Origin of the sequence: Rothia sp. HMSC069C10 (genome assembly GCF_001812205.1) — a bacterium.
GTDB lineage: Bacteria > Actinomycetota > Actinomycetes > Actinomycetales > Micrococcaceae > Rothia > Rothia mucilaginosa.
Genome location: NZ_KV808297.1, coordinates 11,801 through 25,340, shown reverse-complemented (window position 1 = coordinate 25,340; position 13,540 = coordinate 11,801). Strand labels below are relative to the sequence as shown.

General features: G+C 59.8%; 8 protein-coding genes. All 8 read left to right on the top strand.

From position 1 onward, the window contains the following. The first annotated feature begins 60 nt into the window (after positions 1 to 60). The 8 genes from nrdI to HMPREF2842_RS02395 all read left to right on the top strand — a co-directional run bounded on the left by nrdI (position 61) and on the right by HMPREF2842_RS02395 (position 13,406). A complete protein-coding gene (nrdI, locus tag HMPREF2842_RS02430; RefSeq protein WP_049338466.1) occupies positions 61 to 591 on the top strand; it encodes a class Ib ribonucleoside-diphosphate reductase assembly flavoprotein NrdI in 531 nt (176 codons plus the stop codon). Then, positions 564 to 2,744: a class 1b ribonucleoside-diphosphate reductase subunit alpha gene (gene nrdE, locus HMPREF2842_RS02425; RefSeq protein WP_070642457.1), complete on the top strand. Its 2,181-nt coding sequence runs from the start codon at positions 564 to 566 to the stop codon at positions 2,742 to 2,744. The genes nrdI and nrdE overlap by 28 nt, the downstream gene beginning before the upstream one ends. Positions 2,745 to 2,891: 147 nt before the next feature. After that, positions 2,892 to 3,869 carry a class 1b ribonucleoside-diphosphate reductase subunit beta gene (nrdF, locus tag HMPREF2842_RS02420; protein ID WP_049342043.1) on the top strand — a complete coding sequence of 326 codons (978 nt, stop codon included), beginning with the start codon at positions 2,892 to 2,894 and terminating at the stop codon, positions 3,867 to 3,869. 300 nt (positions 3,870 to 4,169) lie between these two features. Then, positions 4,170 to 5,213, top strand: coding sequence for a zinc-dependent alcohol dehydrogenase family protein (locus tag HMPREF2842_RS02415; RefSeq protein WP_070642452.1), 1,044 nt, complete (start codon positions 4,170 to 4,172; stop codon positions 5,211 to 5,213). Positions 5,214 to 5,445: 232 nt separating this feature from the next. Further along, positions 5,446 to 7,158 carry a formate--tetrahydrofolate ligase gene (locus HMPREF2842_RS02410; RefSeq protein WP_005508799.1) on the top strand — a complete coding sequence of 571 codons (1,713 nt, stop codon included), beginning with the start codon at positions 5,446 to 5,448 and terminating at the stop codon, positions 7,156 to 7,158. A gap of 1,286 nt (positions 7,159 to 8,444) precedes the next feature. Continuing rightward, on the top strand, positions 8,445 to 9,218 hold the full coding sequence (locus HMPREF2842_RS02405; RefSeq protein WP_070642449.1) for an MBL fold metallo-hydrolase: 774 nt from the start codon (positions 8,445 to 8,447) through the stop codon (positions 9,216 to 9,218). Positions 9,219 to 9,344: 126 nt separating this feature from the next. Continuing rightward, positions 9,345 to 12,233, top strand: coding sequence for an excinuclease ABC subunit UvrA (uvrA, locus tag HMPREF2842_RS02400; RefSeq protein ID WP_070642446.1), 2,889 nt, complete (start codon positions 9,345 to 9,347; stop codon positions 12,231 to 12,233). 45 nt (positions 12,234 to 12,278) lie between these two features. After that, a complete protein-coding gene (locus HMPREF2842_RS02395) occupies positions 12,279 to 13,406 on the top strand; it encodes a GNAT family N-acetyltransferase (RefSeq protein WP_070642440.1) in 1,128 nt (375 codons plus the stop codon). Positions 13,407 to 13,540 lie beyond the last annotated feature (134 nt).

Here is a 13,540-nt window from a genome sequence, read left to right as displayed (position 1 = left end):
CCCGTACAAACGGAAAATCGGCACGGAACCACACCGGCACACGAGAATAAGGAGTACAGATTGAGTACCGCCCTCACGCCCAACCCCGTCGACGAGCACGCAGAAATCCGCAAGATCCTTCTGGATGCACGCAACGCCTCCGAGGGTCGAGCGACCGAGGTCGGACTGGACGACACAGCGCCACTCATCGTGTACTTCTCCTCCATCTCCGGTAACACCCACAAGTTCGTGGAGAAGATCCGTGCCCGCCGCCTCCGCCTGCCCCTGCGCACCGGCGAAGACACCCTCATTCTTGATGAGCCGTTCGTGCTCATCGTCCCCACCTACGGCAAGCCTGAAGGCGCCGGTAACGTTCCCCCGCAGGTGGTTAAATTCCTGAACGTGGAGCAGAATCGCCACCACATGCTCGGTGTGATTGGCTCCGGCAACACCAACTTTGGTCCGCTCTTCGGTATCGCGGCAGACATTGTCGCCAAGAAGTGCGATGTGCCCGTGCTCTTCAAATTTGAGCTCATGGGCACCGATTCAGATGTAGAAAAAGTCAACGAAGGATTGGAAGCATTTTGGACGCAAAACTGCCCTCAGCACTAGAAACTCTCGGTGCAGGCCACAACGGCAAGAGCGTGCCCGAGAAGTTCAAGGGTATGAGCTACCACGAGCTGAACGCACTGCTGAACCTCTACGATGAGAACGGCCAGATCCAGTTCGATGCAGACCGCCAGGCGGCACGTCAGTACTTCCTGCAGCACGTCAACAACAACACCGTCTTCTTCCACGACCTGGAAGAGAAGATCGAGTACCTGATCGAGAACCAGTACTACGAGCCGGAACTCTTCGACAAGTACAACTTCCAGTTCATTAAGAACCTGTTCAAGCGCGCCTACGCCGTGAAGTTCCGCTTCCCGACCTTCCTGGGTGCCTTCAAGTTCTACACCTCCTACGCGCTCAAGACCTTCGACGGTCAGCGCTACCTGGAGCGTTTCGAAGACCGCGTCTGCATGGTCGCACTGCTGCTGGCAGAAGGCAACGAGAAGCTCGCCGAAGACATCGTCGACGAGATCATCTCCGGCCGTTTCCAGCCGGCAACCCCCACCTTCCTCAACGCAGGTAAGAAGCAGCGCGGCGAGCTCGTCTCCTGCTTCCTGCTGCGCATGGAAGACAACATGGAGTCCATCGGCCGCTCCATCAACTCTGCACTGCAGCTCTCCAAGCGCGGCGGCGGCGTGGCATTCGCCCTGACCAACCTGCGCGAGTCCGGTGCGCCCATTAAGAAGATTGAGAACCAGTCCTCGGGCGTTATCCCCGTCATGAAGCTGCTGGAAGACGCCTTCTCCTACGCAAACCAGCTCGGCGCACGTCAGGGTGCCGGTGCCGTGTACCTGCACGCACACCACCCCGACATCTACGCCTTCCTGGACACCAAGCGTGAGAACGCTGACGAGAAGATCCGCATCAAGACCCTCTCCCTGGGCGTTGTCATCCCCGACATCACCTTCGAGCTGGCGAAGAAGAACGAGGACATGTACCTCTTCTCCCCGTACGATGTGGAACGCATCTACGGCGTGCCCTTCTCCGACATCAACGTCTCCGAGAAGTACTACGAAATGGTCGACGATGCACGCATCACCAAGACCAAGATCAACGCGCGTGAGTTCTTCCAGACCATCGCAGAGATCCAGTTCGAGTCCGGCTACCCGTACGTGATGTTCGAAGACACCGTCAACCGCGCGAACCCCATCGCCGGTAAGGTCATCATGTCCAACCTGTGCTCCGAGATCCTGCAGGTTTCTGAGCCGTCCACCTACCACGCTGACCTCGGCTACGAGACCGTCGGTAAGGACATCTCCTGCAACCTCGGTTCGCTGAACATTGCACTGACCATGGACGGCGACGACTTCGGCAAGACCGTGGAAACCGCGATTCGTTCGCTGACCTCCGTCTCCGACCAGTCCGACATCCGCTCCGTACCCTCCATCGAGCGCGGCAACAACATGAGCCACGCCGTGGGTCTGGGCCAGATGAACCTGCACGGCTACCTGGCACGCGAGCACGTCTACTACGGTTCTGAAGAAGCACTGGACTTCACCAACATGTACTTCTACACCGTTGCCTACCACGCAATCCGCGCCTCCATGCAGATTGCTAAGGAACGCGGCCAGCGTTTCGAGGGCTTCGAGAACTCGAAGTACGCATCCGGTGAGTTCTTCGCAAAGTACATTGAGAAGGAATGGGCACCGCAGACCGAGCGTACCCGCGAACTGTTCGCTAAGCACCACATCCCAACCCGTGAAGAGTGGATTCAGGTGGCTGCTGACGTGGCACAGTACGGCATGTACAACCAGAACCTGCAGGCTGTTCCGCCGACCGGCTCCATCTCCTACATCAACGGTTCGACCTCTTCGATTCACCCGATCGCTTCGAAGATTGAGATCCGTAAGGAAGGCAAGCTCGGCCGCGTCTACTACCCGGCACCGTACATGACCAACGAGAACCTGGAGTACTACCAGGACTCCTACGAAATTGGTTACGAGAAGATCATCGACACCTACGCTGTGGCAACCCAGCACGTGGACCAGGGCCTGTCGCTGACCCTCTTCTTCCGCGATACCGCAACCACCCGCGATATCAACCGCGCCCAGATTTACGCATGGCGTAAGGGCATCAAGACCATCTACTACATCCGTCTGCGTCAGATGGCTCTTGAGGGTACCGAGGTTGAAGGCTGCGTATCCTGCATGCTCTAGCCCGAATGCTGTGACGCATTCAGCCTGAGCTGGCACACTATAACTAAAGACTGGAAGGGGCGGTTACGGTAAACACGCAAACCGCCTGCGCGACTGGCTGGCCGCGCGTGGCACCGTAACCGCCCCTTAAGAATCGGAGAATTACTAATGAGCGAAAAGGTGAAGCTCGTCGACCACGTGGTCGAGGCTATCAACTGGAACCGTATTGAGGACGAGAAGGACCTTGAGGTTTGGGATCGTCTGACCGGTAACTTCTGGCTGCCGGAAAAGGTGCCGCTGAGCAACGACGTGCCCTCCTGGAAGACTCTGACCGAGGAAGAGAAGCAGCTGACCATGCGCGTCTTCACCGGTCTGACCCTGCTGGACACCATCCAGGGTACTGTCGGTGCTGTGTCCCTGCTGCCGGACGCTGTGACCGCGCACGAAGAGGCCGTGTACACCAACATTGCGTTCATGGAGTCCGTGCACGCAAAGTCGTACTCCTCAATCTTCTCGACCCTCGCCTCCACTAAGGAGATTGACGAGGCGTTCCGCTGGGCTGCTGAGAATGAGCACCTGCAGAAGAAGGCGAAGATTGTTCTGTCCTACTACACCGGTGACGACCCGCTGAAGAAGAAGGTCGCCTCCACTCTGCTGGAGTCCTTCCTGTTCTACTCGGGCTTCTACCTGCCCATGTACTGGTCTTCGCACGCGAAGCTGACCAACACCGCTGACCTGATTCGTCTGATTATTCGTGACGAGGCAGTGCACGGCTACTACATTGGCTACAAGTTCCAGCGCGGCCTGGCGAAGGAGTCCGCGGAGCGTCAGGCAGAGCTGAAGGAGTACACCTTCAACCTACTGTACGAACTGTACGAGAACGAGGTGGCGTACACCCACTCCCTGTATGACGGTGTGGGTTGGAGTGAGGACGTGAAGAAGTTCCTGCACTACAACGCTAACAAGGCTCTGATGAACCTGGGCTACGAGCCGATGTTCCCGGCGTCCGTGACTAACGTGTCCCCGGCGATCCTGTCGGCGCTGTCCCCGAACGCGGATGAGAACCACGACTTCTTCTCCGGTTCCGGCTCTTCCTACGTGATCGGTAAGGCCGTGAACACCGAGGACGAGGACTGGGACTTCTAAGCACCCTTCTCGCCTTCAGATATAAGGCTGAATAAACCGAGCGGAACCCCCGCGTGTCCACTGTGGATGCGCGGGGGTTCCGCCATTTAACCGGGCTATTTAGCGTGCCGGGATGCGGTGCGGAAGCGGGGGAGAGGCAGCAGAGAAGCGGCGGAGAAGCAGGGGAGTAGGAGCGGTTGTTCTGGTTCCGGTTGTCGGAATTTTTACCTTCACCCCGTAGCATAAAAAATTATTGATATATCGGGGTGTGGGGCGTACTCTGATACGACTAACCATCAACGCAGATTTGAAAGGAACATCATGCGTTCAGTTGTTATGGAAGCCCCCGGCAAGGTCGTCGTCAACGAAGTCGACAAGCCGACCCTGCTCGAACCCACCGACGCCATCATCAAGCTCGCAGCATCCTGCATCTGCGGCTCCGACCTGTGGCCCTACCGCGGCGCACAGCCCGTCGACCACCGGGCAATGGGCCACGAATACATCGGCGAAGTCGTCGAAGTAGGCTCCGAGGTCACCACCGTAGCCCCCGGCGACTTCGTCGTAGGCTCCTTCTGCATCTCCTGCGGCGAATGCGAAACCTGCACCGCAGGCTACCCCTCCCGCTGCCTCAAGGCAATCGCAACAGGCGACGCCTTCATCGGCGCACGCTCCAACGGCACCCAGGCAGAATACGCCCGCGTACCCTTCGCAGACGGCACCCTCGTCAAGACCCCCGCCGCACCCACCGCAGAGCAGATCCCGCACCTGATGGCGGCATCCGATGTGCTCGGCACCGGCTGGTACGCAGCGGACGCCGCGAAGGCAGGCCCCGGCAAGACCATCGTCGTTGTTGGCGACGGCGCAGTCGGCCTGAGCACAGTCATCGGCGCTAAGCAGCTCGGCGCGGAGAAGATCATCATCATGTCCCGCAACCCCGAACGTCAGGCGCTCGCTAAGGCATTCGGCGCAACCCACATCGTGGAAGAGCGCGGCGAAGAGGGCATCGCCAAGGTCATGGAGCTCACCGACGGCGTGGGCGCACACGGCGTCGCGGAGGCTGTTGGCACCCAGCAGTCCTTCGACCAGGCTCTCGGCTGCGTACGCCACGGCGGCTACATCGGCTTCGTGGGCGTGCCGCACGACAGCTCCATCGGCACCGATAAGCTCTTCGGCAAGCAGGTTCACCTGGAGGGTGGCCCCGCCCCCGTGCGCAAGTACCTGCCGACCCTCATCGACCTGATTTACAAGGGCGAAATTGAGCCCGGCCGCGTCTTCGACATGGTTCTGCCCATTGACGAGGCGGCTAAGGGTTACGAGGCAATGGACCAGCGTACCGCCACCAAGGTTCTGCTGACCATGCCGTAATACCTGCTGTAGCACCGGTTCCTATACCGGCTCCTGTACCGGCAGCCCGGCGTGTATGCGCTACTAATCCCCGCACCGACCCTGCCGCTCCACGTGAGCGGAGGGCACCGGTTGCGGGGATTAGTGCATTAAAAATTGGGTTTATTTGCCACCTTCCGGCGAGGTGAGGGACAAATGAGTGAGCCAAGGCATAGAATAAAAGAGCATGATTCGTACAACTCGAAGGATGACAATGACGAAGAAGCCTTTCCCTTCCGACCTCGAAATCGCACTTGCCGCCGATCTTTGGCCTATTAACAAGATCGCAGCAGACAACGGCATCAGCGAAGATCGCCTTGAACCCTACGGCAAGTATGTCGCTAAGGTCCTCCTCGACGAAACCACCAACGCAGAGACTGCCCGCAAGCGCGGCTCCAAGTACATCGTGGTTACCGCAGTCACCCCCACCCCGCTCGGTGAAGGTAAGACCGCAACCTCCGTCTCCCTCGCACAGGGCTTCGCACAGACCGGCCGCAAGGCAATCCTGGCTCTGCGTCAGCCCGCAATGGGCCCGACCTTCGGCATCAAGGGCGGCGCAGCAGGCGGCGGCTACTCCCAGATCGTTCCCATGGAGAAGCTGAACCTGCACCTGACCGGCGACTTCCACGCCGTCACCGCAGCACACAACCTGCTTGCCGCCATGATCGACAACCACCTGCACCACGGCAACGAGCTGCGCATCGACCCGCGCGCAATCGAGTGGCGCCGCGTTATCGACATGAACGACCGCTCCCTGCGCAACATCGTCGTGGGCCTGGGCGAACGCATGGACGGCGTGGTCCGCGAGACCGGTTTCGACATCACCAGCGCCTCCGAAATCATGGTGATTCTCTCGCTGGCAACCTCCTTCAAGGACCTCCGCGAGCGCCTGGCAAAGATTGTGATCGGCCTGAACTACGACGGCGAGCCCGTCACCGCAGCCGATCTGAAGGCTGACGGCGCAATGTCCGTCATCCTGGCAGACGCAATCAACCCGAACCTGCTGCAGACCCTGGAGCACACCCCCGCACTGATTCACGCGGGCCCCTTCGGCAACATCGCAACCGGTAACTCCTCCGTGGTCGCCGACTACGTTGGTCTGGAGTACTCCGACTACGTGATTACCGAGGCTGGCTTCGGTGCCGATATGGGTGCGGAGCGTTTCTTCAACGTCAAGTGCCGCGTCTCCGGCCTGAAGCCGGACGCAGCAGTGCTCGTCGTAACCGTGCGCTCCCTGAAGTCCCACTCCGGCCTGTACAAGATCGTTCCGGGCAAGCCCCTGCCCGAAGGCATGCTGCAGGAAAGCCCCTCCGACGTGGAGAAGGGCGCAGAGAACCTGAAGAAGCACATCGAGATTGTGCGCAACTTCGGTGTTCAGCCGGTCGTGGCAATCAACGCCTTCCCGACCGACTTCGAGTCCGAGCACGAGACCATCCGCCGTATTGCTGAGGAAGCCGGTGCTCGCGTCGCTATCCACCGCGGTGTGGCTGAGGGCGGTAAGGGCACCACCGACCTGGCGGACGTGGTTGCTGAGGCATGTGACGACGTTTCGGATCTGAAGTACACCTACGATCTTGAGGACTCCATCGAGACCAAGATTGAGAAGGTTGCGACCAAGGTCTATGGCGCGGACGGCATCTCCATCGCTCCCGCCGCCGCTAAGCAGCTGAAGCGTTTCGCTGAGCTGGGCTACTCGCACCTGCCCGTGGTTATCGCGAAGACCCACCTGTCCATCTCTTCGGATGCAACTCTGAAGGGCGCACCGACCGGCTGGACTCTGCCCGTGCGCGAGGTTCGCCTGGCTGCAGGTGCAGGCTACGTCTACGCTATCTGCGGCACCATGCGCACTATGCCGGGTCTGAGCAAGAGCCCCGCAGCTGAGCGCATCGGCTTCGACGAGAACGGCGTGATGGTCGGCCTGTCCTAAGGCGGCTGTTCCAGCTGATTTATAGCTAGTGGAGGCGGCGCTCCTTCCCCACAGCGGGGGAGGAACGCTGCCTTTGCTGTGCCCTATGGTGCTTTTGTGGAATGCTCTGCCCCAGATACATGGAAGCATGAGGGGCGAATACGAGGTGTGCAACGCTTGAGGGCGGGGGAGCGGAGCTCTTGAAAACAGAATGAAACTAGGCTGCAACCGGGGGGAGTGAAGGATTCTGAAACCCCTAGTGGAGGGGTCTTTCAATCTTTCATTGAGGCTTCTAGAGCGCCTGTTTTGAGGGCGGAATTGGTACGTGCTGGTTAATAATTGGGCTCTATTTGTGCTTGAAGGTCAGGTTTTATTAAACAATCTGTAGAGGTTGATTTTTTAGTGACACACTGTCTTGCATTTTGTGAAAATACGGCATTGACTAGGTATTTTGCTTTTTGAAAGGGGTTTTAACGGGTGCACTCAGTGAACCTGAAAGTGGGGCTGATGTTATTGTTTTGTAATAAAACCTCTACTTTAGAGGGTGCCTACAGGGATAAAACAGACCAATTGATTTTGCCCTCGCGCGAATAATTGTGCAGATTTTGAACGGTGAGCAGTATATTTTTTCCCGCTCATGAAGTTGCAAGTACTTGAAGATACTTTCACCTTAACCCTCTACTTCCGCAGAATACCAGGCTAAAACTGGGTATTGAACCTTTGGGGTTGCCGAGTGTGGAGCTTAAGTTAAAGGTGCACCGAAGTGCCAAAAGAGGGAAATTCTAAAATTATTTTGAGTGAAATAAGTCACGCTAAAACTCGAAAAAAATGAAATTGGTACGTATGGATACCCTAAAAAACACCTGTTTTTATTACAGAATGATTACAATGAGGCGCGGGTCACTAAATCAGGCTCTCCGTACCAAATTGGGTGGTAAAACAGCCCCCAAAAAGTTCGCTACTATTGAGTCATCAAGTAATCGTGAGATTTCCAAAGTCCTCGGGTTGCTTGTGTTTGAGTGAGTGATAGATACCCCTGGGTGTCATGAGAAGCGACTGTGTATCGATGCGCAGTCGCTTCTCTGTTTAACTTTTGAATTTCAGTGGAACCTCAGCCGGGCGGGATCCAGCCGAAACCTAATCCGCGCTGAACCCAATCCGTACCGAGCGTGCTCCAGAATCTGTTCCCTGTGCATCCTATACATACAACCCGCACATGTATCCCGCGCGTTCAACGCCGAATGCGCTGATAGGGGAGCGAACCGCATAGGCGCATGCTGTGCGGTCACAACCCCTACACTGGAACTATGACTACTTACCCCGAACCCACCCTCATCTTCGAGAACCCCGAACTGACCGTCCGTGCGTTCAGCGTCTCCGAGATGGACAACAGCGTCTACCTCATCACCATGCGCGCCACCGGCGAGCAGGTGCTCATCGACCCTGCAGACGACGCAGAAGAACTCTACGCTTTCACTCTCGACGCGCTCCTGAATGACTGCCCGCAGCTTGAACTGGCAGACGGCGAAGAACGCCGCGTGCGCGTCATGGAGAAGGAAGAGGATTTCAACTCCATCAGGCCCCGCGCAATCGGTCTGACCGGCATCCTGGTCACCCACGGCCACTGGGACCACATCCGCGCTATTAAGGATCTCGACCACCTCACCGGTGCCGTGACCTCCGCGGGTGCAGCTGACGCTGCTGAGATTAAGGAACTGGAAGACTACACCGTCGAAGAAGAACTGACCGGCGGCGAAAGCTTCGACTTCTACCTCTCCGACACCGTCATCCGCGCCCTGCACGTGCCCGGCCACACCCCCGGATCCATCGTCTACACCCTCGAAGCCACCTGGGAAGACGGTACCCCCGCAACCCTGCTGTTCACCGGCGACACTCTCTTCCCCGGCGGCGTGGGTAAGACCGACTCCCTGCAGCAGTTCGGTGAGCTCTTCTCCAACGTGCTCGAAAAGCTCTTCGGCGGCTTCGAAGATGACGCCATCGTGCTACCCGGCCACGGCCGCTCCACCACCCTTGGCGACGAGCGCCCCCACCTGGAAGAGTGGGGAACCCGCGGCTGGTAAACCGCGCCTGACAGTCCACCTCATATAAGTACTGCACCCTCATGCCTTCACCGGCCGCATAATCCCGCTGGTGAAAGGCGTGAGGGTGTAGAATTTAAGTTCGAAGATAAGACGAAAGGATTTTCGATGACACCCCGCCCGGCACACGGTAGCACCGCACTCAAAGCGAACGACCTGACCAGTATCCGGGTTCAGGGTGCCCGCGAAAACAACCTCAAGAACGTAGACCTCACCATTCCGCGTGATGCGATGGTCGTCTTCACCGGCCTCTCCGGCTCCGGTAAGTCCTCCCTCGCCTTCGACACCATCTTTGCGGAAGGTCAGCGCCGCTACGTCGAGTCGCTGTCCTCCTACGCGCGTATGTTCCTCGGACAGGTCGACAAGCCCGACGTAGACTTCATCGAGGGCCTCTCCCCGGCGGTGTCTATCGACCAGAAGTCCACCTCCAAGAACCCGCGCTCAACCGTCGGTACCATCACCGAAATCTACGACTACATGCGTCTGCTCTGGGCGCGCATCGGCCACCCGCACTGCCCCGAATGTGGCGAAGAAATCACCCAGCAGACCCCGCAGCAGATCGTGGACATTCTGCAGGAGTACCCCGAACGCACCCGCCTGCAGATCCTCGCGCCCGTCGTCAGTGCACGTAAGGGCGAGTTCGTAGACCTCTTCAAGGACCTGCTCACCCAGGGCTATTCGCGTGCCCGCGTGGACGGCGAAACCGTGCAGCTCTCCGACCCGCCCAAGCTCGCCAAACAGTACAAGCACACCATCGAGGTGGTCGTCGACCGCATCGTCATTAAGGACGGTATTCACCAGCGCCTGACCGACTCCATCGAAACCGCGCTCAAGCTCGCCGACGGCCGCGTACTCATCGACTTCGTGGACCGCGAGCAGGACGACCCCGAACGCACCCGCTCCTTCAGCGAAAACCTCGCCTGCCCCAACAACCACCCGCTGCAGATCGACACCATCGAGCCGCGCGCCTTCTCCTTCAACTCGCCGTTCGGCGCATGTAGCGCCTGCGACGGCATCGGCTCGCGCCTGGAAGTAGACACCGAACTGCTCGTACCCAACCCCGACCTGACCCTCGGCGAGGGCGCTATCGCACCCTGGTCGCAGGGCAAAGCAACCACCGAATACTGGCTGCGCCTGCTCGCAGGCCTGGGGGAGGAGCTCGGCTTTGACCTGAACACCCCCTTCAAGGACCTGCCCGCCAAGACCCGCGCCGCCATCCTGGACGGCAAAGACTACAAGGTTGAGGTGTCCTACCGTAACCGATTCGGCCGCGAACGTCGTTACACCTCCGGATTCGAAGGCGTGAAGGCGTACATCAAGCGCAAGCACGAAGAAACCGAATCGGACTTTGCCCGCGACCGCTACGAACAGTACATGCGCCAGGTCGCCTGCCCCTCCTGCGGTGGCGCGCGCCTAAACCCGACCATCCTCGGCGTGAAGGTCGGCGGCAAGTCCATTGCAGACATTACCGACCTGTCCCTGGCTGACGCGCTCGCCTTCGTGCGCGGTCTGCAGCTCAGCGCCCGCGAAGCCAAGATTGGCGAACAGGTCCTCAAAGAAATTGACGCGCGCCTGCAGTTCCTGCTGGACGTGGGCCTGGACTACCTGACCCTCTCACGCTCCGCCGGTACGCTCTCCGGCGGTGAGGCGCAGCGCATCCGCCTCGCAACCCAGATTGGTTCCGGCCTGGTCGGCGTGCTCTACGTGCTCGATGAGCCCTCCATCGGTCTGCACCAGCGCGATAACCGCCGCCTCATCGAAACCCTGACTAAGCTGCGCGACATGGGCAACACGCTCATTGTGGTTGAGCATGACGAAGACACCATGCGCGAAGCCGACTGGATCGTGGACGTAGGACCCGGCGCCGGCGAGCACGGCGGCGAAATCGTACACTCCGGCAGCTTTGAGGAGCTGCTGAAGAACACCAAGTCCATTACCGGCGACTACATGGCTGGCCGCCGCAGCATTGAGGTGCCCGCATCCCGCCGCCCCGTGGACAAGGAACGTCAGCTGATCGTGCGCGGCGCCCGCGAAAACAATCTCAAGAACGTGACTGTGTCCTTCCCGTTGGGCGTGTTCACCGCGGTGACCGGTGTGTCCGGCTCGGGTAAATCGACCCTCGTCAACGACATTCTGTATACCTCTCTGGCGAACAAGCTCAATGGCGCCAAGCAGGTGCCCGGCCGCCACAAGAGCATCGACGGCCTGGAGCACCTGGACAAGGTCATTCACGTGGACCAGTCGCCCATCGGTCGTACCCCGCGTTCGAACCCCGCCACCTACACCGGCGTGTTCGACCACATCCGCAAGCTGTTTGCAGAGACCAGCGAAGCGAAAATGCGCGGCTACACCCCGGGTCGATTCTCCTTCAACGTCAAGGGCGGCCGCTGCGAGGACTGCTCCGGCGACGGCACCCTGAAGATTGAAATGAACTTCCTGCCGGACGTGTACGTGCCCTGCGAAACCTGCCACGGCAAGCGCTACAACCGCGAAACCCTCGAAGTGCATTACAAGGGCAAGACCATCGCCGACGTACTCGAAATGCCCGTGGAAGAAGCCGCAGAGTTCTTCGCTGCGTTCACCCCGATTGCGCGCCACCTGAACACCCTCGTGGACGTGGGCCTGGGCTACATTCGCCTGGGCCAGCCCGCAACCACCCTCTCCGGCGGTGAAGCGCAGCGCGTGAAGCTCGCAACCGAACTGCAGAAGCGCTCCAACGGCCGCTCCATCTACGTGCTGGACGAGCCGACCACCGGCCTGCACTTTGAAGACATCCGCAAGCTGCTCGCCGTGCTGCAATCGCTGGTGGACAAGGGCAATAGCGTCATCACCATCGAGCACAACCTGGACGTGGTCAAGTGCGCCGACTGGATTATCGACATGGGCCCCGAAGGCGGTAGCGGCGGCGGCACCGTCATCGCCGAAGGAACCCCGGAACAGGTGGCTCAGGTGAAGGGCTCGCACACCGGCGCGTTCCTTGCTGAAATCCTGAGCTAGCCGAGATTCTGAACTAGTCAAAAATTTGCCCTAGAGGAAACCTACGTGACTGATACTCAAGGAACCGAACCCACGCGGGGAGCTCAGGCAACCCGTGGCGCTATGAACCGTGGCGCTGTGACCACCGCGGACCGTGCGCGGCACATCCTGCACACCCAGCTGGAGGCGGACTTCTGCCAGGCGCCTGGCTCGATTAGCCGCGCCCTCGAAGAGCTACGCGACTACCCGGACGCCGAGAGCCTGCCGCTGCTCGCCACCGTGCAGCCTCCCTCCGAGAAGATGGGTGCCGCACGCCGCCGCAACGACGACATCTGGGAGTTGCGCGTCGCCAACTACGCGAGTGTCGGCATTCTCTGCGCCAAGCATCCGCGCGTGCTGGACAAGGCCATCGACTACATGCTCGGCGACCAGTCGAACTGGCTGGGCGATTACGCGCAGCTGCGCCAGCTCAACGAACTGCTCACCCCCTACACCCAGCAGGTCAGCGGCACGAGCATCTACTACACGCCCGGCCGCGCCCTGCTGAACTCGGTCGTACCCGAGGGCGTGCAGGCGCAGGAGGTCAAGTGCGCCGTGCCCGGTGTGGGTATGATGCGCCGCGTTGACCCCGCCGAGCTGAAGGTTGCGCTGCTCGCCGAAATCACGGGCGAGCGCAGCATCCGCAGGGAGGCAAACGCCTCCGCGGGGGCGCTTGAGGCCGACCCGCAGGACATGCAGGCGCGCGTAACCCGCCTGCGCGTGGAGCTGCTGGCCGCTGAACAGTTTGAGCGCTTCCGCGGGGATAAACGCTACTCGAACGCGCTGGGCTTTAGCGTGACCCGCCCGGATGTGCTGGTGCTTGCCGCATACCCGGTGGATGGGGATACACCTGATGCACCCGCGGCGGGGGAGAGCCCCGCGCTCGCAGACCCTATCGCTATGGTTGGCCTGAGTGACGATTCGCCGATTATGCGCCAGATTGGCATTGACGTGCTGCCCGCCTTCCGCGGCGCGGGTATTGCGAGCGCCCTGGTGCGAGATGCCGCACGCCTGACCCTGGCGGAAGGGTACCTACCGTTCTACGGTACGAGCCCGTCGCACATGCTGTCGCAGAGGGTTGCGATGAATGCCGGGTTGGTGCCGACCTGGTGGGAGTACGTGTCCACCAGCCTGAATGACCTACCTATGGACTAGATTTGCCTACAGACTAGAGCCGCCCGCGCTAGGCATAACGACATGTAGAAAGCCCCCGAGATTCGGAGTCTCGGGGGCTTTTGCTGTACTAATTTCGCGGGCTGAGAGTTTCACGCGCTGCGGATTTCGTGTGC